The sequence below is a fragment of the Lactobacillus psittaci DSM 15354 genome (genome assembly GCF_000425905.1).
Classification (GTDB): domain Bacteria; phylum Bacillota; class Bacilli; order Lactobacillales; family Lactobacillaceae; genus Lactobacillus; species Lactobacillus psittaci.
Map to the genome: position 1 here is coordinate 148,682 of NZ_AUEI01000004.1, position 25,014 is coordinate 173,695.

Here is a 25,014-nt window from a genome sequence, read left to right on the forward strand (position 1 = left end):
GTATTTTTGTAAAAATTACTTTACTTATTTATTATACCAAATTTTAGCCTTGGTAATTAACTAAACTTAAGAATGATTCAACTTCAAGTGAAGCACCACCAACTAAACCACCATCAATGTTTGGCTTAGCCATTAATTCCTTAACGTTTGCAGGCTTTACAGAACCACCGTATTGAATTCTTACGTTTTCAGCAGTTTCTTCGTTGTAAAGCTTAGCGATGCTTTCACGAATAGTCTTACACATTTCTTCAGCTTGATCGCTTGTAGCGGTCTTACCAGTACCGATTGCCCAGATTGGTTCGTAGGCAATAACAAGTGATGAAACTTGTTCACTAGTTAAACCATCAAGAGCCTTCTTGATTTGTGATACTACAAATTCTTCTTCCTTACCTGCTTCACGGGTTTCAAGAGATTCACCACAGCAGATAATTGGTAATAAACCGTTTCTAAAGATTGCCTTAGCTTTCTTGTTAATGTCTTCGTCAGTTTCGTGGAAGTAGTCTCTACGTTCACTGTGACCAATGATGCAGTACTTTACACCCATTTCCTTCAAAACCTTAGGTGAAGTTTCACCAGTGAAGGCACCTTCATCTTCAAAGTAGCAGTTTTCAGCAGCTACTGACAAGTTTGAACCTTCGCTAGCCTTGATAAGTGCGTCAAGGTCAACTGCAGGTGCAGCAATAACTGATTCAACTTTGTTTGAGTCAGGAAGCTTGTCTTTAACATTTTTAACAAATTCTGCAGTTTGTGCAGGATTCATATGTAACTTCCAGTTACCAGCAATAATTGGTGTACGCATTAAAAATACCCTTTCTTTTTACTTATCTGAAATACATGCAATACCTGGTAAAGTCTTGCCTTCAAGATATTCAAGTGAGGCACCACCACCAGTAGAAATGTGGGTAATCTTAGGTGCAATACCTAATTGCTTAGCAGCAGCAGTTGAGTCACCACCACCAATAATAGTAGTTGCATCAGGTAAATCGGCCATTGCACGACCAACTTCTAAAGTACCTTCTGCAAAGTTTGGCATTTCGAAACAACCCATAGGTCCGTTCCAAACGACAGTTTTTGCACCTTGTAAAGTCTTTCTGAATAATTCAACAGTCTTAGGACCGATGTCAAGTCCCATTTCGTTGTCAGGAATATCATCACCAACAACTTCACGACTTGCATCGTTAGAAAATTCAGTAGCAGCAATGTTGTCAACTGGCAACACAATCTTGCCATCTGCCTTTTCTAATAATTCCTTAGCAAGTTCAACCTTATCTTCTTCAAATAAAGACTTACCAATCTTGTGGCCTTGTGCAGCTAAGAATGTGTAGGCCATACCACCACCGATTAAGATGTGGTCTGATTTAGGAATTAAGTTAGTAATAACGCTAATCTTATCTGAAACCTTAGCACCACCAAGAATAGTGACAAATGGGTGAACTGGGTTAGCAATTGCGTTACCCAAGAACTTGATTTCCTTTTCCATTAAGAAACCAGCTGCAACCTTCTTGCCTTCTGCCTTCATAGCAGTTGCAATACCTACGTTTGATGCGTGGCTTCTGTGAGCAGTACCAAATGCATCATTTACGTAAAGGTCACCTAAGCTTGCCCAGTATTCGCCAAGCTTTGGATCGTTCTTTGATTCACGCTTGCCAAAGTCGTTGTCGATGTCTTGGAATCTAGTGTTTTCCATTACTAAAACATCGCCATCGTTCATCTTAGCAATTGCGTCTTCTACTTCTTTACCTTCGTTTGAAGGAACAAATTCAACATCTTTTTCAAGTAATTCGCCTAAACGCTTTGCAACTGGTGCAAGTGACAATTCTTTCTTGTCAGCGTCTGACTTAATACGACCTAAGTGGCTAAGTAAGATTGCCTTACCACCGTTGTCGATGATGTACTTAATAGTTGGTAATGCAGCAACAATTCTGTTGTCGTCACCAATAACGCCATCTTTAATTGGGACATTAAAGTCAACACGAACTAAAACTTTCTTACCCTTAACATCAAGGTCAGAAATAATTAATTTAGCCATTAAAATTTACCTCCAATGGTTTTTAAATCGAAAAAAGACGAAGGGGAGCAATCCCCTCCGCCTTCTCACACAACAAAAATAATCAAATACTATATTTTAGTTAATGATTAAAGAGTTGCAAACTTCAATAAAGTACGAACCATTTGGCAAGTGAATGAGTATTCGTTGTCGTACCAAGCAACAGTCTTAACTAATTGCTTGTCGCCAGCAGTAGTTACTTCAGTTTGAGTTGGGTCAAAGATTGAACCAGCAGTCATACCAAGAATGTCGCTTGAAACGATTTGGTCATCGTTGTATGCGAATGAAGCACTTTCGTATTTCTTCATAGCTGCGTTTACTTCGTCAGCAGTTACTTTCTTGTCTAAGATAGATACTAATTCAGTTTCTGAACCGTCAACAACTGGAACACGTTGTGCGTGACCTTGTAACTTACCGTTTAATTCAGGAATTACAAGACCGATAGCCTTTGCAGCACCAGTTGAGTGAGGAATGATGTTAGCTGAAGCAGTACGTGCAGCACGGAAGTTACCGCCACGAACTGGGCCATCTAATACCATTTGAGTTGAAGTGAATGCGTGGATAGTAGTCATAGTACCAACTTGGATACCAAATTCCTTGTTCAATGCTGAAGCCATTGGTGCCAATGAGTTAGTAGTACATGAACCAGCTGAAACAATCTTGTCATCAGCAGTTAAAGTATCATCGTTTACGCTGTAAACGATAGTCTTAAGATCGTTACCTGCAGGTGCAGAAATTAAAACTCTCTTTGCACCAGCGTCAAGGTGAGCTTGTGACTTAGCCTTGCTAGTGTAGAAACCAGTACATTCAAGAACGAAGTCAACACCATCGTTCTTAACCCATGGAAGGTTTTGTGCTTGTGGTTCAGCGTAAACACGGTATTCCTTACCGTCAACTACGATAGCGTTGTCAGTAGCTGAAACTTCGTGGTTGAAAGTACCATGAGTTGAGTCATATTTAAGAAGGTGAGCCAAAAGAGCTGGAGTTGTTAAGTCGTTAATTGCAACAACTTCAATATCTGATGACTTTTCGCCTAAATCCATAATACGACGGAAAGCTAAACGACCAATACGACCGAAACCGTTAATACCAATTTTAACTGTCATGTCCAAAAGTCCTCCTTAGGAACTAGTAATAACATTATTTTTATTTTAAAGAGAGCTTTATTGCTCCTTTAAAATCTGATCTGAGGCACCTTCGTCTGTAATCAGCCATGTTTGACTCGGTGCATTATACATATATGAACGAATTGCAGTAGCTTTATGTTTGCCCGCTGCAAAAGCAAATATATGAGGTATTTTGCTAAGATCCTCAAATTGCAGGCCAATTCGTGGGATCCGCTCAACAATCTTACCATTCTCATCGAAAAAACACCCAAAACATTCGGAGACGGCACCAGTCGCTCTTATCTTTGACAAGGCAACTGAATCATATCCACGGCGCTTGGCCATTTCTTCAGCCAGCCCGATTCCGTGAATTGCAACATCGCATTGTGATATATCTTGTAAAACATCACTAATTGCTTCATCACGTATCAATGAGCGATATGCATCTTTTGATACATTTTCAGGTAAATACAAGGTCTTGTATTTACCTCCTGTAGCTTTAGCCATTTCCTGAACAATAGTACTACTTTGTGTCTCTACACTTTCACCTAAAGCACCACGTCCTGGAACAAACTCTAAATCGCGATTTTTACTGAGAGAGCTTGACAAAAGCTTAGAGGCCTTTGCCAAGGTTGCTCCACCTAAAACCGTGATAATGCTACTGCCTAATGGTAATAATAAATCGAGAGCTGAATTCAGCTTCTCTCCCATTAAGATTGATACGCGTTCCTGTAAATCGGCATCCCCGGGAACGATAACTGCTCGGGCAATCTTCAACTTTTTCGCCAGCTTTATTTCTGCTTGGCTTGAGTTAAATAACCGATTTATCAAAATTGTTGCATCTTTCAGCGTTTCCTCACCTTTTTCTGTGAGGTACATTCCAAAAGGCTTAATTTCTATTAAACCTAATTTCTTCAAATATTCTGTCTCGGTTCTAACTGTTCGCTCACTCATACCGAGTTGTTGTGCAACTGCTCTTCGCCCAACAGGATATCTTAAAGAAATTTGTTCAAGAACTTGATAACGCTGTCGAAAAATTTTTAAGACGTCCGGAACCAGGTTTTGTAGCAAGGTAAAATCCGTGTCCATAACCTGCCTCCTTTTCCTTGGGACTTTTTCTGACCAAGGTGTTGTCATTTTGTGACCCAATATGCTTAAAAATATAAGAGAAACGCGATTTTTATTAAATTTAAAATCTACCATTTCCCTTTCGACGATTTTAGTATAACAATCACCCATATCAATTTCAAGTCTTTTACCAAAAATAAATATTTCCGCTTACAAAACTTTTATTTCTATTTTCGAACTTTTTTTGTTATACTAATTGTTGTTGAAATTTGGGCCCTTAGTGTAATGGATCGCACGTAAGATTCCGGTTCTTAAAATCCGGGTTCGACTCCCGGGGGGCCCATCATAAATAAAAGACGATGAACAATTCGTTCATCGTCTTTTTTAATCCTCAATTTCAACACTCTCATTTACTTTGGCGGCATCTTCTAAGTCTCTATTTTCATAGCTGGATTTAATTCCCCAAACATAAAATCCTACTGAAGCGAGTATTACAATAATAAAATCCCACGGATATTTAAAAGTATTATTTCCGCCAAAAGTACTACTACCCAGGTAAGAAATTATGGAAATAAATACCAAGAAAGCAAGTAACCAAAGACTGGCCTTAAATTGTTTAGCAAAATTCACATTTTCTTTCTTGAATTGGTAGTAAAAGTAAATTGGTAAACCTAGTAAAACAACAAAAATAACCTCAATCGTTGTTGGCCACATTGCCCAATATATTACTAATCCAGTTAATACAAATGACAAAGGTGCTACCCATTTTAGATGACTAGACTTAAATGGCCGTTTGAAATTTGGACGCATCTTTCGCAAACTTACCGCTGCCACTGGTCCTGTTGCATATGCTACAAAAGTTGAAACTGAAACTACAGTTGCTAGTTCACTCCAATTTCTGAAGAAAAAGACTAAAGCCATGGCTAATACAAGGTCCCAAATCATAGCATAACGAGGCGTCTTATATTTCTTATTTACTTTACCTAAGAAGGCAGGAACATTACCTGACTTAGTCATCGCCATCAAGGTCCTAGCACTAGTAGCTACAAAAGTAACCCCTGTCCCAAAAGGTGAAACAAAGGCATCAAGGTAAAGCAAAATAGATAACCATGTTAAGCCTAATAAGATTGCAATATCTGCAAATGGTGATGAGAAGTTTATTCCATGCCAGCCTGTCTTGGCTAACATACTTGGTTCAACCGCACCAATGAATGCAATTTCTAATAGAACATAAATAATTGCAGTGATTGATAAGGAAATCCAAACTCCACGGAAAATATTTTTATGAGGATTTTCAATTTCACCTGCAAGATTAATTACAGTTTGAAAAGCATCATAAGACAAGATAATACCTGAAATCGTTACAGCTTGGAAAACTCCTCTGGTTCCATTAGGCATAAAAGAAGTAAGATTATTTCCAAAATTACTTGAATGAAAGCCAGCTAAAATCAAGAAAATAATTGTTAATGAAGGGATTACTAACTTAAAAATCGCAATAAAACTTGTAAAACGTGTAAGTAACTTAACAGAGCCAAAATTAATCAAACTAAAAATAAACATAAATAAATAAACGGCCCATAAACCTTCATTTGTTATTGTGCCATTATGAAAAAAGCCTCTAGTCCAGTTAGCCCAACTCCAAGGCCAACTACTCATGTATTGCACACAAGCAACTGCTTCAATTGGAATTAAAGTAATTAAAGAAACCCAATTAGCCCAAGCACTAATAAAGCCTAAAAGTTGCCCATGACTATATTCAGCAAACCGGCTCATTCCACCACTTTCAGGAAACATTGTACCTAATTCAACATAATTAAATGCAATCAGCACCATAATCACAGCACCAATAATCCAAGAAATGATTGAACTAGGACCAGCAATTTGAGCAGCACTCCCTGCCCCAAATAACCAACCTGAACCAATCAAAGAGCTTAAAGCTAGCATTACGCCAGAAAACAAGCTAATTTGGTTTTTCTTCATAAAAATTCTCCTCATTATTTTTCACATCTCTGTAGCATACAATATTTTTCACTTAAATAAAAGCAGTAATGCATAAAAAGGATACTAGTTTTACCTTATAAGCTACTTTTCCACCAATGAGATAATTTTATGCTAAACTATTTTTAGAAAAAGAGATGGAGGTGGAAAAGTTGTCAGAAGAAAAGATTACTGAAAAAGCAGCAAAAATAATTAGAGCTCATGGATTAAAACGAACTCCACAACGGCTAAAAATTTTGATCTACCTGATGACTCACCATAATCATCCTACTGCTGAAATGATTTTTAATGATATTTCTTTATCTGACGAAAAGACTGGAATTGCGACAATCTACAACACACTTAACACTTTTGTTGATTTAGGTTTTGTAATTGAAATCAATAATGGTAACGATGGGTCAACGCATTACGACTTTTTTGCCAAACCACATTTTCACGTTATTTGCACCAATTGTGGCAGGATTGCCGATGTTGAATATACAGATTTTGATAAAATTGAAACCAAAATGCGTCAAGAAACAGAAAAGCAAACTGGCTACATTACCCGCAGTTCACATATCAAAATCTATGGGCTTTGTCCTGATTGTCAAAAGCTAGAAAATAAATGAACTTAGGCACCTTTATTGACTTAATTTAATAAAGGTGCTTTAATTAGCACTGTATTCAAATGAGTGCTAATTTTACTAATTAGGAGGTTAACTAATGTTAGTACCTACAGTTATTGAACAAACTGCACGCGGTGAACGTGCATATGATATTTACTCACGTTTATTAAAAGACCGCATCATTATGCTTAGTGGCGAAATTAACGACCAAATGGCTAACTCAATTATCGCCCAATTGCTTTTCTTAGATGCTCAAGATAACACTAAGGATATTTCTTTATACATCAACTCACCTGGTGGTGTAATCACTTCTGGTTTAGCAATTATGGATACTATGAACTTTATCAAGTCTGACGTATCAACTATTGCAATTGGTATGGCTGCTTCAATGGCATCTATTCTTTTGACTAGTGGTACCAAGGGTAAGCGTTTTGCCTTACCTAACTCTACTGTGCTCATTCACCAACCACTTGGTGGAGCTCAAGGTCAACAAACTGATATCCAAATTGCTGCTGAAGAAATTTTAAAGAGCAGAAAGAAATTAAACGAAATCTTACACGAAACAACTGGGCAACCAATTGAAAAGATTTTGAAAGATACTGAACGTGATAACTACTTAACTGCTCAAGAAGCTAAGGACTACGGCTTGATTGACGAAATCATGACAAACATGAGGTAGTAATAAATTTTTAATAATCAAAAAGACAGCTCGCATTGCGAACTGTCTTTTTTTACGCTTGTTTAACTCGTCCTCGTTTATAATAAATTAACATTCCAAAGAATAAGACTAATCCCACAATCGCTAAACTTTGCCAAGCTAGTCCAATACCATAATAATCAGAAAGATAGCCATTGAGGCTTAAAATCAGCACTGACACCCCAGCATCAAGTGTATTACATACTGATACAATTGTCGCCCTACTTTTTTCTGTTTTTATTGATTCTTGGAGCAAGGTTCCTTGAATCATTTGTTGAAAAGTTCCAAATAAGTTATGAATCATAAAGATTCCCAAGGCCAGGTAGTAACTCCCTTTCAACATAACTACCAATTCAATTGAAATAGTTAAAAAAATCACTGAAAAAATGAGTAAAAAGAGTTGATTAATTTTTTTCTTATACAAATAGCGATAAATGTAACTACCAATATACCCTACAATCCCAATTGCAACCAAAATAGAACCAGAATCTACTCTTTTGCCATGTTGAAAGTATAACTGCCATTGATCAATGGGGCCAGAACTAATGAACCAAATTGGTAGACACAAAAGTATAAACTTAAAAGTTTGGTATTCATTCGTAATAACTTCTTTTACCTCACTAACAACATTGAGTTCTTTAAAACTCAACTTCTGTGTACCAGCTTGAGAATCATATTTAAATAATGCAACTAAAATAAAAAAAGTCACCGCTAAAAAAGTAGCCCCTGTCAAAAGAGGTAACCGTAAATCAATATTAGCTAAAAAATGTGCTCCTATAAAACCAACAATCATATTAAACGGACTCGCAATTAAACTATAAGTTGAATAAATCTCTCCAAGCTGGCCTTTTTCATTATTTAAAGCTGCTTTATTCGCAATCCATGATGGTAGTGTACCAGACATTAAAGAATCGCCTAGTGCTGTCAAGAATGCGCTTAATGCCAAGAGAAGAAAATTTTTAGGACTTAATGCAAGAACCGCTAAGCCAGCAGCCCTAACTAAATTACTAATACTTGCTGTCTTTAAATAGCCTAAATGATCTGCAATAAAACCAGATGGAATTTCAGCTATAAAAGTTACAACCCAAAATATTGATAGAAAAAAGTTAATTTCTCCATAGCTATAACCAATATGGTGCATAAATAAGTAAATAGTCCCCGACCAAACTGCGACACCTAAGCTATAAAGTAAATTTACTAAATAATAGATATTGCGATATTTTTTCATTAAAACTCCTCTAAAAATAATTTTTTACTGTATTATATCTAACAAAAAAATAAGCACAAGTTAAAATTAATAATCCATTTTTAAGCTAAATAAAAAGGCCAAACATAAAGTTTGACCTTCCTAATTAATAATTAAAATTTTTATTCTTAACGACATACCACAAAATGAGCTCTTTCTCCCTTAGCAAGTGCAATCGTATCTCTCAAGCTAATCTCAATCATATTTCTAACTGAAGTTTTAGTAAAGTATGCTGAGTGTGGTGTCACAATCACATTTGGCATAGCTGCTAATTTCTTATAGTCAGCCGGAATTTGAGCATCATCAACTTTCTTAAAGAAGTAACTTGACTCATGAGCTAGTGTATCAAGTCCAGCCGCAGCAATTTCGTGCTTTTCAAGTGCTTCAATTAAAGCAGCTGTATCAACTAATTCACCTCTCGCCGCATTAATTAAAATTACATCATTCTTCATTTCCGCAAATTGTTTTTTACCAAGCATATTCTCAGTACTCTTAAGTAATGGCGTATGAAGTGAAATAATATCTGCTTCTTTCAAAACAGTATCAAAATCAGTATAAGTTAAATATGGTTCAACTTCGGGATTATAAATTACATCGTAAGCTAATACTTTAGCTCCCATGGCACTAAAAATTTGTGCAACTGCACTACCGATATGTCCAACTCCAATAAGTCCAATAGTCTTATTATAAATTTCATTGCTAATTAAACTATCAGGATTGGTAAAATCACCCTTGTCCATATTAGCCATAAATTCGCCAATCTTGCGGTTTAAATACATTGCTTGAGTAACTGCCATTTCAGCAATTGCCCGTGGTGAATAAACTGGTACGTTAGTAACAGCTAAATGGTACTTTTTCGCTAAATCAAAATCAATTGTATTAGTTCCCACAATTCGAAGGCCAATTGATTTGATACCATAATCAGCTAATTTCTTATAAACAATTTCATCATCTAAATTGCCAAGTGGTTTAAGCAAAACCCCATCACAATCTGCAACTTGATCAACATTTTCTGCAGAAAGTGGCTCATCAATCAATTTTAATTCACAACCGAATTTCTTTTCCGTAGCTGCAATTAATTTTCTTTCACTTTCACTTGGACTAAAAACTGCAATTTTCACTATAATTACCTGCTTTCAAAATATAATCTTTGAATCCTACAAGTAAATCATAGTTTTCTTCCCTTAAAAATACTAGTAATAATGCAAAAAAGGTGTACTTTCATACACCTTTTTATTCTTCTCGCAACTTATCTGCAATTTCTCTAATTTTCTGGAATCTGTGATTTACTCCAGATTTTGAAATTGGGCCATCAGGAACTTGATTTGCAACTTCTTTAAGTGATAACTCAGTATTTTGTAACCTAAATCTAGCCAAGGTCGCTAACTTTTCGGGAATTTCATCGAGGCCAATTTTTTCTTCAATCAACTGGATATCTTCTACTTGTCTAGCTGCAGCATTAGCAGTCTTTTTTAAGTTGGCAGTATCACAATTAACCAAACGATTTACCGAATTACGCATATCTCGCATAATTCTTAAATCTTCAAAAGCTAGCATTGCATTAAAAGCACCTACAATGTGCAAAAAGTCGCCAATCTTTTCAGCTTCTTTAAGATAGGTAATGTACCCACTTCTTCTTTTGGTCTTTTTACTATTTAAATTAAAGTAATGATTCATCAAATATGAAACATCATCATTGTGGGCCTCATAAGTAGAATAAATTTCTAGGTGATAGCGACTAGTTTCAGGATTATTAACACTACCACTAGCTAAAAAAGCACCTCGAAGATAAGACATTGCTCTTTGCTCTTCCCTCATGACCTTTTTAGGGACACCAATGACAAAGCCTTTTTCAGGGTCTACAATCTCCAAGTCAGCTAAAATCTCATTAACTTGTTGATTAAGTCTAACCAAATACTGATTATTCTTTTTTAGCTTCATTTTTCGAGAAACAATCAAAAGTGGTTCAATCCCATAAGCTGTCTTAATTAACGAAAAAATCCGGCGAGCAATCGCTGGATTTTCGGTTGTAATGTCCAAACTTAATTGGTGGTCATGCAAGTTTAAAATACCATTCATTCGTAAAAATGCTGAAAGTTCTGCTTTGGCATGCTCTGGATGAACTTCGATATTAGTTAACTCTTTTTTAACTTCACTTGCATAACTAACCATTAGTTTCACCCCGTCTACAGTGAGCTTCAAAGGCTAAATCAATGATTTCCTTAGCTACCTTTTCACCATCGTGGAAAACTAAACCATGTCTTTGATCAATGAAATCATCCGTAATAACGCGGCAATTCTGTTCGCGTAGACCCGCAAAATCACTTGAAACTGGTTCAAGGTATTCATCATAATCAGCCGGATTAAACTTACTCATATCGATTTTTGCCCCATTAACTAAAGCAGTATCGATATAATTTCCACCTAAATGAGCATTCAAAATACGAACATGATCAGCATCTGAGAAATGATCAGTTTCACCTTTTTGAGTCATAATATTACAAATATAAATAACTTCAGCGCTAGTTTGTCTAATAGCTTCACCTAAGTTACTAATCATTAAGTTAGGTAAGATTGAGGTAAACAAACTACCTGGCCCTAATACTACCGCATCAGCTTGCATAATCGCAGCTAAAACCGGTAAAACTGCTTCTGGCTCTTTATCATCATTAGTATCAGTAACCCAAACTCTCTTGATACGTTTATCTTTACTAGTGATTTCAGTTTCACCAGATTCTTGGGTACCATCAACAAATTCAGCATTTAAGGTAAGTGGTTCATTAGATGCTGGAAAAATATGACCATCCACTTTCATCATTTTTGACAAAGATTGAACTGCATCAAAAATATTCCCATGCATTTCATTCAATGCTGCAATGATTAGATTACCAATGGCATGTCCTGCAAAGAATGAGTCAGAACTATCAAATCGATATTGGAAAATATCCTTTTCTTCTTGTGGCAAATCAGATAATGCCACCAAAACATTTCTAATATCGCCAGGTGGCACAACATTAATAAAATTACGAATAGCGCCAGATGAACCACCATCATCTGCTACAGTAACAATGGCAGTGATTTCAGCATTCTTTTCTTTTAAGGCATTCAAAATAACTGGTAGTCCAGTACCACCACCAATAACTACAACTTTAGGTCGGCGTCCTTTAATTACTCGAACAATTCGACTTTCAGCATAAGCCAAATCATTCACCTACTTTCTAATATATCGGCTTATTTCTCTATGTGAAATATCTACTGGATACTTCTTAGATAAATCTCGTGCAAGCTGTTGCGCAATTGAAACGCTACGGTGTTGTCCACCGGTACAACCAATAGCAATTGTTAATTTTTCTTTTCCTTCTTTGATATATCCAGGAATTGCAGTTTCAATTAAATCTAATAACTTGCTATAAAAGACTTTTGTAACATCTTTATCCATAACATAATCAAAGACTCGCTTGTCTAAGCCAGTAAAAGGCTTCAAGCTAGGAATATAGAATGGGTTTGGTAGGAAACGTACATCCATTACAATATCAGCATCAATTGGCATCCCATACTTAAATCCAAAACTCATAACTTCAACTGTAAATGGCTTTTTACCATGCTCACTAAATAAACTGATTAACTTGGCCTTTAAATCCTTGGGGGTGAGTTCAGTCGTATCAATAATAATATTAGAGATATTCTTAATTGGAGCCAAAATCGCCCGTTCTTTTTGGATTCCATCAAGTAGTCTTCCACTACGAGCTAATGGTGGCAAACGTCTTGTTTCTTTATAACGAGCAACTAATTTATCATCACTTGCCGTTAAAAATAGGATTGTAGCTTGAGTTTTACCATTATCCTCTAAAGAATTAATTTCATCTTCAAGGTCTTTATAAAAGCTCTTAACCCGCAAGTCAATTAAAACAGCAACTTTATTGAAGTCATCGGAATTATTCATCAAATCCCAAAAACTACCTAATAAAGTTGGAGGTAAATTATCAACGACGAAATACCCCATATCTTCCAGCGAATGAGCAGCAACAGTCTTACCAGATCCACTCATTCCAGTCACAATTAATAATTGTCTTTTTTCACTAGCCATAGGAATCCCCTCCATGGAAATTATAACATATCCGGGCGTTTCATTTTATTACTTTTCTACTTTGGTGCGTGCTAGGTCCCGCTCTAAAACTGGCTTTAAATACTTACCAGTCCATGATTTATCACATTCAGCTACTTGTTCAGGTGTGCCAGTTACAACAATCTGGCCTCCACCTTCACCACCTTCTGGGCCCAAATCAATTAACCAGTCCGCTGTCTTAATCACATCTAAGTTATGTTCAATTACCAAAACAGTATTACCTTGATCAACTAAGCGCTGCAAAACAACTAACAAACGCTTAATATCATCAACATGCAAACCAGTAGTTGGTTCATCTAAAATATAGAAGTTATTACCAGTTGATAACTTTTGAAGTTCACTTGCTAATTTCATTCTTTGAGCTTCTCCACCAGAAAGAGTAGTAGCTGATTGCCCTAATTTAACATAACCTAGCCCTACATCGACAATTGTCTGTAACTTCCGATGAATCTTAGGAATCTTTTCGAAGAATTCACATGCTTCTGAAATTGTCATATCAAGTACTTGAGCAATATTTTTATCATGGTATGTAACTTCAAGAGTTTCAGAATTATAACGACGGCCATGACAAACTTCACAAGGGACATAAACATCAGGTAAGAAATTCATTTCAATCTTGATAATTCCATCACCATGACAGGCCTCACAGCGTCCTCCCTTAACGTTAAAGGAGAATCTTGCCTTGGTATATCCGCGAATCTTAGCTTCATTAGTTTGGGCAAATAAGGCTCTAATATCATCGAATACGCTCGTATAGGTAGCTGGGTTAGATCTTGGGGTACGCCCAATTGGGCTTTGATCAATATCAATAATTTTTTCGATTTCTTTATAGCCCGTAATCTTAGCAAATTTCCCTGGCTTAGCAGAATTATGGTTAAGCTTTTGCGCTAATGCCCGTTTTAAAATGGTATTAACTAAAGTTGACTTACCTGATCCAGAAACACCTGTAACCACAACAAATTTTCCTAATGGGAAATCAACGGTAATATCTTTTAAGTTATGTTCGCAAGCTCCAGAAACAGTAATTTTCTTTCCATTTCCTTTTCTTCTTTCAGTTGGTACTGGAATAAACTTTTTACCAGAAAGATATTGACCAGTTAACGAATTAGGATTAGCCATCACTTCTTCAGGTGTTCCAGCTGCCATTACCTTACCACCAAAGCTACCAGCACCAGGTCCCATATCAATTAAATAATCTGCTTGCTTCATTGTTTCATCATCGTGTTCAACAACAATTAAGGAATTACCCAAGTCCCGCATTTTCTTCAATGAAGCAATCAGGCGATCATTGTCTCTTTGATGTAAACCAATAGAAGGTTCGTCTAAAATGTACATTACTCCAGATAAGTTAGAACCAATCTGGGTAGCTAAACGAATTCTCTGAGCTTCACCACCTGATAGAGTTCCAGCTGAACGTGATAAGGTCAAATAGTCTAGTCCAACATTTACCAAAAACGTTAAGCGATCAATAACTTCTTTTAAAATTGGCTTAGCAATCATATTTTCCGCTTCAGTTAATTTAACAGATTTGAAGAAAGTCAATTCTTTACCAATTGGCAAATCGCTAACTTCACTAATATCTTGGCCCATCACTTTAACAGCTAAAGCTTTTTGATTAAGACGTTTACCATGACAAACTGCACAAGTTAATTCAGTCATGTATTTACCCATTACTTCTCGCATAAACTGACTCATTGGATGATGGTAGCGGCGATCAATATTATTCATAACCCCTTCAAAGGCTTGAGTTGTATCATTAACCCCAAAATCGCCTTCCAAGTGGAACTTAATTTTCTTGTCTGAGCCATATAAAACAAGATTCTTTTGACGTTCAGTTAATTTTTTAAATGGCTTATCCATATTAATGCGTAAACTTTGGCAAGCTTGCGTCAGCATCATTTTATAGTAGTCACTATTAGCCCAAGGAGCAATTGCCCCCTCATTTAAGGTTTTATCTTTATCAGGAACAACTAAATCTTCATCGACAGCTAATTTCATCCCCAAGCCATCACAGGCTTCACAAGCTCCAAATGGCGCATTAAATGAAAAAAGCCTTGGTTCCATTTCGCCAACAGTAAATCCACACTTAGGGCAGGCATAATCTTCAGAGAAGTTCAAAACCTGATTGCCAATAACATCAACATCCATATATCCTTCAGAAAGTCTTAGGGCAGATTCAACAGAATCAGTTAAACGACTTTTAATTCCATCTTTAACAATCAATCGGTCAACAACAATTGAAATTGAATGTTTTTTATTTTTATCCAAGTTGAATTCATCGCTAACTTCATGCATTTCACCATCAACAATTAAACGCACAAACCCGGCACGAGCGACCTTCTTAAAGACTTCTTGGTGCATCCCACGCTTTTGGCGAATTACAGGTGCTAAAATTTGAATTTTACTGCGTTCAGGTAATTCTAGTACCCGCTTAACCATCTGATCAACTGACTGTCTTTCAATTAAAGTCCCATCATTAGGGCAAATTGGATGGCCTACTCTCGCCCATAAGAGCCGTAAGTAATCATTAATTTCAGTAACAGTTCCGACAGTTGATCGTGGATTATGTGATGTAGTTTTTTGATCAATTGAAATAGCAGGATTTAAGCCATCAATTGAGTCAACATCTGCCTTATCCATTTGCCCTAAAAATTGTCGCGCATATGAAGATAAAGACTCAACATAACGTCTACGTCCTTCTGCATATAAAGTATCAAAAGCCAGTGAACTCTTACCAGACCCCGATAATCCAGTTACCACCACTAATTTATCTTTAGGAATTGTTAGGTCAATATCTTTTAGGTTATGTTCACGCGCTCCATGAATTTCAATTTTATCTCTTACCATTAAAATCCTTCCCCTTATGCTTTTTCGGTGTATGAACTGAATTTTGTAATTCCATGATTGCATCACGCAAGTTAGCGGCTGCTTCAAAGTCTAACTTCTTAGCAGCTTCTTGCATCTGCTCAGTCAAGTTCTTAATCATGGTTTGCTTTTGCTTCTTCGTTAACTCATCAAAGTTAAGCTCAGCAAAACTTTCTTTCTCTTTTTCTTCTTTAACTGGTTTAGTGATTGAAATAACATCACGGATTGGTTTAACAATTGTCTTAGGAACAATGCCATGTTCTTTATTAAAAGCAATCTGCTTTTCACGCCTACGGCGCGTTTCATCAATGGCTATCCGCATTGAATCAGTAATTTTATCAGCATACATAATTACTGTTCCATCACTATTTCTAGCGGCACGTCCCATCGTCTGAATCAAAGGTCGAGTTGACCGTAAGAAACCTTCTTTATCAGCATCTAAAATCGCAACTAATGATACTTCAGGGACGTCAATCCCTTCACGCAAAAGGTTAATTCCAATTAAGACATCAAAATCACCCTTTCGCAGATCATGTAGAATCTGCATTCGTTCAAGTGTTTTAATATCTGAGTGCAAGTAACGAACCTTGATTCCAAGATCTTTTAAGTAATCAGTTAAATCTTCAGCCATTTTCTTGGTTAAAGTTGTCACAAAAACTCTTTCATCCCGATCAATTCGCTTATTTATTTCACCAACTAAGTCATCAATCTGACCTTGAATTGGCCTTACTTCAATCTTAGGATCAAGTAATCCAGTTGGCCGAATAATTTGTTCAACGATTTTACCTGTACGATTAAGTTCATAATCTCCAGGAGTTGCTGAAACATAAAGAATTTGATTTACATGCTTTTCAAATTCTTCAAGTTTAAGTGGACGGTTATCTAAAGCAGATGGCAAGCGAAAACCATAATCAATTAAAGTTTCTTTTCGTTTACGGTCACCATTATACATAGCCCGAATTTCCGGCATTGTTGCGTGTGATTCATCAATTAAAATTAAGAAATCATCTGGAAAGAAATCAAGTAAAGTATGTGGTGGCTCTCCAGCCTTTCTACCTTCAATTGGAGCAGAATAGTTTTCGATACCATTGGTATATCCAACTTCGCTCATCATATCCATATCATAAGTAGTTCTTTGCTTAATTCTTTGCGCCTCTAGCAACTTGCCTTCGCCTTCAAATTTCTTAACCTGCAAATCCATTTCCCGACTAATTCGCTTAAGCGCCTGCTTCATTTGTTCTTCATTAGTCATAAAGTGCGTGGCTGGGAAAAGAGATACTTGGTCACGCTCGCCGATTACTTCACCTGTTAAAGAATCAACTTCAACGATGCGATCAATTTCATCACCGAAAAATTCTACACGATAAGCGTGGTCACTATTGCCTGCTGGGAAAATTTCCACAATATCTCCTCTAACACGAAAACGACCACGTTGGAAGTCAATATCATTACGATCATATTGAATATTTACTAAATCTCGTAATAAGACATTACGTTCATATTCTTGACCTTCATGCAAGCTCAAAACACTTGCTGCATATTCTTTCGGGTCACCCAACCCATAAATGCAAGAAACACTAGCAACAACCACAACGTCATTGCGCTCCATCAAAGCACTAGTTGCTCGGTGCCGTAATTGGTCAATTTCATCATTAATTGAAGAATCTTTTTCAATATAAGTATCTGAACTTGGAACATACGCTTCAGGTTGGTAGTAGTCATAATATGAAACAAAGTATTCAACCGCATTATTGGGGAAAAATTCTTTAAATTCACCATATAGTTGCCCCACCAGGGTTTTATTGTGAGAAATAACTAATGTTGGCTTGTTTAACTTGGCAATTATGTTGGCCATTGTAAAGGTCTTCCCTGTCCCAGTAGCCCCCTGCAAAATTTGTTCTTTGGCACCAGCTTTAAAACCAGCAGTTAATTTATCAATTGCTTGGCCTTGATCACCAGCTGGCTTATATTTAGAAACTAAATCAAACTTTCGATTGGTTTGTCTTTTAATCATGAATAATCCCTCGCAAAAAAAATTGGACCTTAACAGTCCAATTTTATCATTATTCTTATTTTACTACTTCGAACACGTTTTCGCAGGTAATAAGCTTACTATTTAGTAAATTTTGCAATTGCTTCATGATAGGCCTTGCATTTTTCTTCAGCCTTAGCATAAGTTTCAGCATTTGTACCAACATAAGCCTTAATCACTGGTTCAGTACCTGATGGACGAAGAGCAACCCAAGTTTCATCGTCTAAGAAGTACTTGAGTACATTTGACTTAGGGAAGCCTGGCATTTCTTTTTCACCAGCTGGTGTAATTTCTTTAGCTAATTCAAAGTCTTCAATCTTAATTACCTTGTGGCCATTAATTTCTTGAAGTTGTTCTTTACGTAAGTTTTCCATTACCTTAGCCATCCGCTTTTGACCGTCAAGTCCTGGCATTTCGATTGCCTTAGTAATTTCACAACTTGCACCGTATTTGTTCCAGATTTCTTGTAAGCCATCGAAGACTGACATATTTCTTGAAGCGTAGTATGCAGCAACTTCGAAGAACATTAATGCACCTTGCATTGCATCTTTATCACGGTTAAAGGTCTTGAATAAGAAACCATAACTTTCTTCAAAACCCATCAAGAATTGACCATCACCAGTCTTGTGTAAACGGTCAATTTCTTCACCAATATACTTAAAACCTGTTAAAACATACTTAGTTTGAATGCCAAATGATTTTGCAATCTTAAATGGTAAAGCACTTGAAACAACACTAGTGATAATTTCATATGAAGAATCAAGTTTGCCAGAATTCTTCAAGTTAGTTAATAAGTAATTTGAAATCAACGTAGCAATTTGATTACCAGTTAAAACTTGGAAATCGCCATTTGGAGTTCTAACAGCTGCCCCCAAACGGTCAGCATCTGGGTCAGTTGCAACAATAATATCAGCTCCAACCTTATCAGCTACCTTAACACCTTCATCAAAAACTTGACGGTATTCTGGGTTAGGTTTAATTGTAGTTGGGAATTCTGGGTCAATGATTGCTTGACTAGGAACTACAGTAAAGTTCTTGAAACCACCTTGTCTGAAGGCACGGTCATAAATCACCTTACCTGTACCATGAACTGGTGTGTAAACAATCTTTAACTTATCAGCTGTTTCTTTAATTAAATCATGATTTACGTTAATTGTGTCTAAAGCTTCAAGGTAAGCTTCATCAACATCTTCACCAACTAATTGCAAAATCTTCTTAGCTCTTAATTCTTCGATTGGGCTTACTGGAATTGCTAATTGGTTTTCAACTTCTAAAGCAGCCTTTTCAACAACAGCCGCATGTTCAGGTGGCATTTGTCCACCATCAGCACCATAAATCTTGTAACCATTATATTGCTTAGCATTGTGTGAAGCAGTTACCATGATTCCAGCAAAAGTACCCAAGTGGCGAATTGCAAATGACAATTCAGGTGTTGGTCTTAAACCATCAAATAAATAAACCTTAATGCCATGGTGACCCAAGATTTGAGCTGAGAGCTTAGCAAAATCTTCTGAATGATAACGTGAGTCAAAAGAAATTACTACACCCTTTTCTTTAGCTTCTTGACCTTCTTTTTCAATTAATTGTGCCAATCCTTCAGTTACACGTCCAACAGTAACAACATTGATACGGTTAGTACCTGGTTCAAGTAAGCCACGCATCCCTGCTGTACCAAAGTTAATATCTGTACCAAAGGCATCATCTACCCAAGCTGGATCTTGACCTAATTCTTTTAATTGTCTTTGTAAATAATCTGGTAATTTATCAGCTTTTAGCCAATTTTCATATGCTTGTCTAGCAGTCATAAGATAACTCCTATCGTTTTATATTTTCTGTCATTAAATAAATTAAACTAGTATGTTTTAATTATACCACTTTGCAAAACATGAAAAATATTACACAAAAAAAAGCCTGCTATTTACAGACTTTTTTATAAATATTTTTAAAACTATACTAATCTTTTAGACTTTGTAAATAATTATAAGCTTCTTGTCCAGCAATACTACCATCACCAACAGCATTGGCAATTTGTCTTAAGTCTTTAGCACGAACATCACCTAAGGCAAATACACCATCAAGCTTAGTTTGCATTTTTTCATCAGTAATAATCCAGCCATGATTATCAGTGATTCCCAAATCTTTGAATAAAGTAGTTTGTGGTTCTACTCCAACATAGATGAAAATACCACTTGCATTAACTTCCTTATGTTCACCTGTTTCTTTATCAAGATACCTAACAGTAGTAACCTTTTGATTATCGCCAACAATTTCTTCTGTTTGGGCATTCCAGATAAATTTCATTTTATCATTTGAAAAAGCACGTTTTTGCAAAACAGGTTGTGCACGTAAACTATCACGACGGTGAATAACAGTTACACTCTTGGCAATATTGGCTAAATACAGGCCTTCTTCGATTGCAGAATCGCCACCGCCGACAACCACTACCTCTTCATCTTTGAAAAATGCAGCATCACAAACAGCACAATATGAAACTCCTCGGCCAGAATATTCTTCTTCGCCTGGAACCCCTAAGTGCTTATGTTCAGCTCCAGTTGCAATAATTACGGCTTTAGCATGATATTCATCATTTCCTGCTTTAACGATTTTTTCTTTACCAGAAAAATCAACACTATTTACATCGCCATACTTATATTCGGCCCCAAAGTTCATTGCGGATTGATACATCTTTTCACTTAATTCTGGACCTTGAATTTCAGTAAAACCTGGATAATTGTCAATTGCTCCAGTGTTATTCATCTGACCACCATAGATACCACGATCTAAGACTAAAACGCTTAGATTAGCTCTTGATGCATAAAGTGCAGCTGTTAATCCGCCAGGACCTGCACCAATGATGATAACGTCATATAACTTACTCATGGTTAGCCTCCTACTTACTTTTAATAAGTATTATACAGCAATTAGTTTTAAAGACAAATTTTTTGTTTACCACCGTATTTCTGTTGTCTTTTCACGACTCATCATTTCTTTAATTTCAGTATCAATATCACCATTTTCATAAAGAACTTTATAAATTGCCTCACAAATTGGCATATCTATTCCTTCTTTTTGGCAAATCTCATGAACTGCTTTCGCTGTGGTCGCTCCTTCAACAACTTGTCCCATATTTTCTAGGATATCTGATAAAGCTTTACCTTCACCTAAAGCCTTACCAGCTCTCCAATTACGAGAATTTACTGAAGTACAAGTTACAATCAGATCTCCAATTCCTGATAAACCACTAAAAGTCCATGGTTGAGCTCCAAAAGATACGCCTAATCGCATAACTTCTGCAAGTCCACGGGTCATCAAGGCTGCCTTAGCATTGTCTCCATAGTTTTTTCCAACTAAAATACCGGCGGCAATTGCAATCACATTCTTAACTGCACCACCAACTTCTACACCAATCAAATCATTACTAGTGTATAGTCGCAAATAATCATTACAAAATAATTCTTGAACTTTTTGTGCATTCTCATAATTAGTTGAAGCACAAGTAATAGCTGTTAAGTCTTTTTGAGCAACGTTTTCAGCGTGACTAGGACCAGAAATTGCAACTATTTTACCTTCATCATTTGGATACAATTCTTCAGTTAAAATCTCAGAGATTAACTTTTTGCTTCCAGGTTCTATCCCCTTAGTTGCAGCAACCACCAAAGGACTAATTTCTAATTCATTAAGAACTACTTGAAGTTGTTTGCTGACAACGCGGATTGCCTTAGTTGGTATCACAAATAAAACTACATCACTACCACTAACCGCTTCTTTTAGGTCAGTCGTTGCCTTTACGTTAGGATTAAGTTGCCAATTCTTCATATAATGTAAATTCGTATGTTGTGAGTTAATTTCATCGCGAACTTGCTCATTATTTCCGTATAAAACAACTTCATGTCCATTATCTGCTAATAATGAAGCCAAAACTGAACCCCAAGATCCGCTTCCTAATACTGCAATTTTTGTCATTACTTACCTCTCATATGGATATTTTAGGCCACTACCATCTAAATACCAGCGACTTTTTCCTTCTTTTCTACGGATGATAATTAAAGCTACCGCAAATAGAACTAAAATTAGACTTAATGCCTGTGAAACTCTAATCACGCCAAAGATATATAAGCTATCTGTCCGCATACCTTCAACAAAGAATCTAACGATCCCATACCAAATCAAATAGCTAGCAAAGACTTCTCCTTGCTTAAAGAAATTCTTTCGATGTCTTAAGCTCAAAATAATTATTAAGCCTATCAAATTAAAGAATGATTCATATAAAAATGTCGGCTGGTAATAATGGCCATCAATATACATCTGCTTAACAATAAAATCAGGTAAATGCAGCCCTTGTAAAAAAGCTAAACTCGTCTGACTACCATGAGCTTCTTGATTCATGAAATTACCCCAGCGTCCCAAAATTTGAGCTGCAAGCACACCTGGCGTAATAATATCTAGCATTAATAAAGGCGGTAGCATGCGGTGGTAGCAAAAGATTAACAAGATAATCAATCCAGTTAAAAGTCCGCCATAAATTGCAATCCCACCATCCCAAATAGCAATTACTTGGTCAAGGTGGTTAGCATAATACGACCATTCAAAAATGACATAGTATGCTCTGGCACCCACAAAACTAAATGGAACAGCCCATAATAAAAAGTCAATAAAGTCATCACTAATTACCTGGCGCTTTTTTCCTTCTTGAATCGCCATCAAGGTTGCTAGTAAAACGCCCGTTGCCATCAAAATACCATACCAACGAACCTGCAAATTTCCAAAGTGAAATGCGATTGGATTCAAAGCTAATAAATTCAATTATTTTTCTCCTTTCACTTCATCAGCTTGTGTGTTCTGATTTATCAAATTTGCGAGTTGTTTTTGAAAAGTTATACTTGCATCAAAACCCATTTGTTTTGCTCTAAAGTTTAAAGCAGCAATTTCAATGATAATTTCTAAGTTACGTCCCACTTTTACAGGTATTGTTACTTGCGGAACTTCTACATTACAGATTTCACGTTTATCTTGGTCAAATCCAAGACGATCATAGTTTGCCTTGGGATCCCAATTTTCAAGTTTAATCACCAGTTTAATTTCAGTATGATCTTTAACTGCCCCAACTCCAAACATATCCTTGATATCAATAATTCCGATACCGCGAATTTCCATTAAATGATTCAAAATTTTAGGTGCTTCACCAACAATCGTATCGTGATCACGTTGGTAAACATCTACACGATCATCAGCAATTAATCTATGACCTCTTTGAATTAGAGCTAAGGCTGTTTCACTTTTACCAACACCACTAGCACCAGTGATCAAAACCCCCATACCATTAATTTCAACTAATACTCCATGAATACTAGTCCTTTCTGCTAAATGTTCCCGCAAGTATTGGGTTAAAACACTTAAAATATAAGTTGTTGACTCAGGTGTGGTTAAAATTGGAATTTGCTTTTTAACAGCTGCTTCGCTCAATTCTCGGGGAACTGGTAAGCTCCGTGATATCAAAAAGCAAGGCGTTTCAGATGTCGCCATTTTATTAAAAACTTCTAGTCTACTTTCATGATCAAGCATATTTGCATAAGAAATTTCAGTTCTCCCAAGTAGCTGAATACGATTGCTAGGATAAAAATCAAAATAACCAGTTAATTCAAGCCCTGGACGATATATATCTGATACTGTAACCGCCCGATTTTTGATTAATTCCTTACCTTGATAGACATGCAACACATTTGTATCTTCAAAAAGCTTTGAAAGCTCTACTTTTCCAGGCATTTTTCCCGCCTCTTTCTTTACTTATCATCTACATCATGAGTATGAACATTTCTTGCTTGTTTACGATGTTTTTCCTTATTGGGCTGCTCATCATCAAATTCATTTTTAAAATTATCAAACTGAATATTAATAAATTTATTCAGTTTTTTCTTAGCTAAGTAAAAATATAGCCAACCTAATAAGGCAATAATAATCACAAATGGGGCAATCCAAAATAACATTTTTAAGATTGCAAATAATATAATTCCCACTACCAAAACGACCAGTAACAATATTAAAAATTCAATTAAACCCATAACTATCACCTATTCTGGATTTTCTAAACTCAATTTCCATTGTAAATAAGTATAAATTAAATCGTCTAATTTACCATCCATTACGCCATTAACATCACTAGTTTCAAAACTAGTTCGATGATCTTTGACCATACTATATGGATGAAAAACATATGATCTAATTTGCGAGCCCCATGCAATCTCTTGTTGAGTTCCCTTTAATTTTTGCTTTTCTTTCCGCTTTTTCTCTTCTTCTAGTTGAAATAATTTTGCTCTCAAAGCATTCATCGCAGTTTCTTTATTTTGAAATTGTGAACGCTGTGCTTGTGAAGTAGTCACAATACCTGTTGGCAAGTGTGTAATTCTTACAGCACTTGAAGTTTTATTAATGTGCTGTCCACCAGCACCACTAGATCTAAACACATCAATTCTTAAATCAGCTGGATTAATATCCACTTCAATACTATCGTCAATTTCTGGAATTACTTCAACACTTGCAAATGAAGTATGCCTTCTCTTAGCCGCATCAAAAGGTGAGATTCTAACTAAACGATGAACACCCATCTCTCCTTTTAAAAAGCCATAGGCATTATTTCCCTTAATCAGAATACTTACACTTTTTACTCCGGCTTCATCTCCTGGCTCATAATCATCAATTTCAAAAGTGAAACCGTGTGCCTCACTAAAGCGTTGATACATTCTCATGAGCATCTGAGCCCAATCCATCGCTTCAGTACCTCCTGCACCAGGATGAATTTCCATCAAAGCATTATTAGAATCGTATTTACCTGCTAATAACAGATTCAATTCATATTGATGAAAGCTCTCTTTTAGTTTACTTAAATTAGCTTCAACTTCATTTTGTAGATCAGTATCGCTTTCCACTTTTAATAACTCCAAAGCAGTTTCTTCATCAGAAAACGCTTCTGACAGTTCAGTAAAATGGTCTCTTTTTTCTTTTAGTTTATTAGTCTGACCGATTAATGCTTGGGCCGTTTCCTGATTATTCCAAAAATCAGGTTCAGCCATTTTTTCTTCATTGATTGCAATACTTTCGTTTAAAGCATCAAAGTCAAAGAGACCTCCTAAAGTGCGCTAACTTAACTCTTAATTCATCTAACACAGCTGAAATTTCACTTATTTCCATATTTTTCTCCTTTTAGCAAAAAAGAGGAAGCTTTCGCCT

21 protein-coding genes and 1 tRNA gene are annotated in these 25,014 nt (G+C 36.2%); 3 read left to right on the forward strand and 19 right to left on the reverse strand.

Annotation, left to right across the window (positions count from 1 at the left end):
* Positions 1–43: 43 nt before the first annotated feature.
* The 4 genes from tpiA to H628_RS0100760 form a co-directional block, all read right to left on the reverse strand.
* Positions 44–799 (reverse strand): triose-phosphate isomerase, encoded by a 756-nt coding sequence (gene tpiA, locus H628_RS0100745; protein WP_027824723.1) that lies wholly within the window; start codon positions 797–799, stop codon positions 44–46.
* Between the two features lie 18 nt (positions 800–817).
* Complete coding sequence (locus H628_RS0100750; RefSeq protein WP_027824724.1) at positions 818–2,029, reverse strand: phosphoglycerate kinase; 1,212 nt, start codon at positions 2,027–2,029, stop codon at positions 818–820.
* 107 nt (positions 2,030–2,136) lie between these two features.
* Positions 2,137–3,153 (reverse strand): type I glyceraldehyde-3-phosphate dehydrogenase, encoded by a 1,017-nt coding sequence (gene gap / locus H628_RS0100755; protein WP_027824725.1) that lies wholly within the window; start codon positions 3,151–3,153, stop codon positions 2,137–2,139.
* Positions 3,154–3,210: 57 nt separating this feature from the next.
* Positions 3,211–4,242 (reverse strand): sugar-binding transcriptional regulator, encoded by a 1,032-nt coding sequence (locus tag H628_RS0100760; protein WP_027824726.1) that lies wholly within the window; start codon positions 4,240–4,242, stop codon positions 3,211–3,213.
* 250 nt (positions 4,243–4,492) lie between these two features.
* Here H628_RS0100760 and H628_RS0100765 point away from each other — a divergent pair.
* Positions 4,493–4,564 (forward strand) — tRNA-Arg (locus tag H628_RS0100765).
* 41 nt (positions 4,565–4,605) lie between these two features.
* Here H628_RS0100765 and H628_RS0100770 read toward each other — a convergent pair.
* Positions 4,606–6,216, reverse strand: a complete 1,611-nt coding sequence (locus H628_RS0100770; protein ID WP_027824727.1) for an APC family permease — start codon at positions 6,214–6,216, stop codon at positions 4,606–4,608.
* 140 nt (positions 6,217–6,356) lie between these two features.
* Between H628_RS0100770 and H628_RS0100775 the strand changes: the two genes are divergently transcribed.
* Both H628_RS0100775 and clpP read left to right on the forward strand, forming a co-directional pair.
* Positions 6,357–6,827, forward strand: a complete 471-nt coding sequence (locus H628_RS0100775; protein WP_027824728.1) for a Fur family transcriptional regulator — start codon at positions 6,357–6,359, stop codon at positions 6,825–6,827.
* 94 nt (positions 6,828–6,921) lie between these two features.
* Positions 6,922–7,503 carry an ATP-dependent Clp endopeptidase proteolytic subunit ClpP gene (gene clpP, locus H628_RS0100780; RefSeq protein ID WP_027824729.1) on the forward strand — a complete coding sequence of 194 codons (582 nt, stop codon included), beginning with the start codon at positions 6,922–6,924 and terminating at the stop codon, positions 7,501–7,503.
* A 52-nt stretch (positions 7,504–7,555) separates the two neighbouring features.
* Here the strand turns inward: clpP and H628_RS0100785 are convergent, their stop codons facing one another.
* The 14 genes from H628_RS0100785 to prfB all read right to left on the reverse strand — a co-directional run bounded on the left by H628_RS0100785 (position 7,556) and on the right by prfB (position 24,975).
* On the reverse strand, positions 7,556–8,749 hold the full coding sequence (locus tag H628_RS0100785; protein ID WP_027824730.1) for an MFS transporter: 1,194 nt from the start codon (positions 8,747–8,749) through the stop codon (positions 7,556–7,558).
* A 146-nt stretch (positions 8,750–8,895) separates the two neighbouring features.
* Positions 8,896–9,888 (reverse strand): D-2-hydroxyacid dehydrogenase, encoded by a 993-nt coding sequence (locus H628_RS0100790; protein WP_027824731.1) that lies wholly within the window; start codon positions 9,886–9,888, stop codon positions 8,896–8,898.
* Between the two features lie 112 nt (positions 9,889–10,000).
* Positions 10,001–10,939 carry a DNA-binding protein WhiA gene (gene whiA / locus H628_RS0100795; RefSeq protein WP_027824732.1) on the reverse strand — a complete coding sequence of 313 codons (939 nt, stop codon included), beginning with the start codon at positions 10,937–10,939 and terminating at the stop codon, positions 10,001–10,003.
* The gene (locus H628_RS0100800; protein ID WP_027824733.1) at positions 10,932–11,969 is read right to left on the reverse strand and encodes a gluconeogenesis factor YvcK family protein; all 1,038 of its coding nucleotides are present in this window, start codon (positions 11,967–11,969) and stop codon (positions 10,932–10,934) included. The genes whiA and H628_RS0100800 overlap by 8 nt, the downstream gene beginning before the upstream one ends.
* A gap of 9 nt (positions 11,970–11,978) precedes the next feature.
* A complete protein-coding gene (gene rapZ, locus H628_RS0100805) occupies positions 11,979–12,854 on the reverse strand; it encodes an RNase adapter RapZ (protein ID WP_027824734.1) in 876 nt (291 codons plus the stop codon).
* A gap of 48 nt (positions 12,855–12,902) precedes the next feature.
* Entirely contained in the window at positions 12,903–15,740 is a 2,838-nt protein-coding gene (gene uvrA, locus H628_RS0100810; RefSeq protein ID WP_027824735.1) for an excinuclease ABC subunit UvrA, read from the reverse strand.
* Positions 15,727–17,772: an excinuclease ABC subunit UvrB gene (gene uvrB, locus H628_RS0100815; RefSeq protein ID WP_027824736.1), complete on the reverse strand. Its 2,046-nt coding sequence runs from the start codon at positions 17,770–17,772 to the stop codon at positions 15,727–15,729. The genes uvrA and uvrB overlap by 14 nt, the downstream gene beginning before the upstream one ends.
* Positions 17,773–17,870: 98 nt before the next feature.
* On the reverse strand, positions 17,871–19,595 hold the full coding sequence (locus H628_RS0100820) for a phospho-sugar mutase (protein WP_027824737.1): 1,725 nt from the start codon (positions 19,593–19,595) through the stop codon (positions 17,871–17,873).
* A 148-nt stretch (positions 19,596–19,743) separates the two neighbouring features.
* Complete coding sequence (trxB, locus tag H628_RS0100825; RefSeq protein WP_027824738.1) at positions 19,744–20,670, reverse strand: thioredoxin-disulfide reductase; 927 nt, start codon at positions 20,668–20,670, stop codon at positions 19,744–19,746.
* A 66-nt stretch (positions 20,671–20,736) separates the two neighbouring features.
* A complete protein-coding gene (locus tag H628_RS0100830; protein ID WP_027824739.1) occupies positions 20,737–21,753 on the reverse strand; it encodes an NAD(P)H-dependent glycerol-3-phosphate dehydrogenase in 1,017 nt (338 codons plus the stop codon).
* 3 nt (positions 21,754–21,756) lie between these two features.
* Positions 21,757–22,593, reverse strand: coding sequence for a prolipoprotein diacylglyceryl transferase (lgt, locus tag H628_RS0100835; protein WP_027824740.1), 837 nt, complete (start codon positions 22,591–22,593; stop codon positions 21,757–21,759).
* Entirely contained in the window at positions 22,594–23,553 is a 960-nt protein-coding gene (hprK, locus tag H628_RS0100840; protein WP_027824741.1) for an HPr(Ser) kinase/phosphatase, read from the reverse strand.
* Positions 23,554–23,570: 17 nt separating this feature from the next.
* Entirely contained in the window at positions 23,571–23,849 is a 279-nt protein-coding gene (locus H628_RS0100845; RefSeq protein WP_034538063.1) for a hypothetical protein, read from the reverse strand.
* Between the two features lie 9 nt (positions 23,850–23,858).
* Positions 23,859–24,975, reverse strand: a protein-coding gene (gene prfB / locus H628_RS0100850; protein WP_169449738.1) for a peptide chain release factor 2 whose coding sequence is annotated in 2 segments (ribosomal slippage) — positions 23,859–24,902 and positions 24,904–24,975 — 1,116 coding nt in all. Because the reading frame shifts where the segments join, the coding sequence is not laid out codon by codon here.
* Between the last annotated feature and the right edge of the window lie 39 nt (positions 24,976–25,014).

What these genes read in the sequence shown, in the direction of transcription:
- H628_RS0100820 (WP_027824737.1), bottom strand. Translation starts at nt 19,595, where the DNA reads ATGACTGCTAGACAAGCATATGAAAATTGGCTAAAAGCTGATAAATTA.
- H628_RS0100770 (WP_027824727.1), bottom strand. Translation starts at nt 6,216, where the DNA reads ATGAGGAGAATTTTTATGAAGAAAAACCAAATTAGCTTGTTTTCTGGC.
- uvrA (WP_027824735.1), bottom strand. Translation starts at nt 15,740, where the DNA reads ATGGTAAGAGATAAAATTGAAATTCATGGAGCGCGTGAACATAACCTA.
- H628_RS0100775 (WP_027824728.1), top strand. Translation starts at nt 6,357, where the DNA reads ATGGAGGTGGAAAAGTTGTCAGAAGAAAAGATTACTGAAAAAGCAGCA.
- tpiA (WP_027824723.1), bottom strand. Translation starts at nt 799, where the DNA reads ATGCGTACACCAATTATTGCTGGTAACTGGAAGTTACATATGAATCCT.
- H628_RS0100750 (WP_027824724.1), bottom strand. Translation starts at nt 2,029, where the DNA reads ATGGCTAAATTAATTATTTCTGACCTTGATGTTAAGGGTAAGAAAGTT.
- rapZ (WP_027824734.1), bottom strand. Translation starts at nt 12,854, where the DNA reads ATGGCTAGTGAAAAAAGACAATTATTAATTGTGACTGGAATGAGTGGA.
- clpP (WP_027824729.1), top strand. Translation starts at nt 6,922, where the DNA reads ATGTTAGTACCTACAGTTATTGAACAAACTGCACGCGGTGAACGTGCA.
- H628_RS0100845 (WP_034538063.1), bottom strand. Translation starts at nt 23,849, where the DNA reads ATGGGTTTAATTGAATTTTTAATATTGTTACTGGTCGTTTTGGTAGTG.
- H628_RS0100760 (WP_027824726.1), bottom strand. Translation starts at nt 4,242, where the DNA reads ATGGACACGGATTTTACCTTGCTACAAAACCTGGTTCCGGACGTCTTA.
- trxB (WP_027824738.1), bottom strand. Translation starts at nt 20,670, where the DNA reads ATGAGTAAGTTATATGACGTTATCATCATTGGTGCAGGTCCTGGCGGA.
- H628_RS0100830 (WP_027824739.1), bottom strand. Translation starts at nt 21,753, where the DNA reads ATGACAAAAATTGCAGTATTAGGAAGCGGATCTTGGGGTTCAGTTTTG.
- gap (WP_027824725.1), bottom strand. Translation starts at nt 3,153, where the DNA reads ATGACAGTTAAAATTGGTATTAACGGTTTCGGTCGTATTGGTCGTTTA.
- whiA (WP_027824732.1), bottom strand. Translation starts at nt 10,939, where the DNA reads ATGGTTAGTTATGCAAGTGAAGTTAAAAAAGAGTTAACTAATATCGAA.
- uvrB (WP_027824736.1), bottom strand. Translation starts at nt 17,772, where the DNA reads ATGATTAAAAGACAAACCAATCGAAAGTTTGATTTAGTTTCTAAATAT.
- H628_RS0100785 (WP_027824730.1), bottom strand. Translation starts at nt 8,749, where the DNA reads ATGAAAAAATATCGCAATATCTATTATTTAGTAAATTTACTTTATAGC.
- hprK (WP_027824741.1), bottom strand. Translation starts at nt 23,553, where the DNA reads ATGCCTGGAAAAGTAGAGCTTTCAAAGCTTTTTGAAGATACAAATGTG.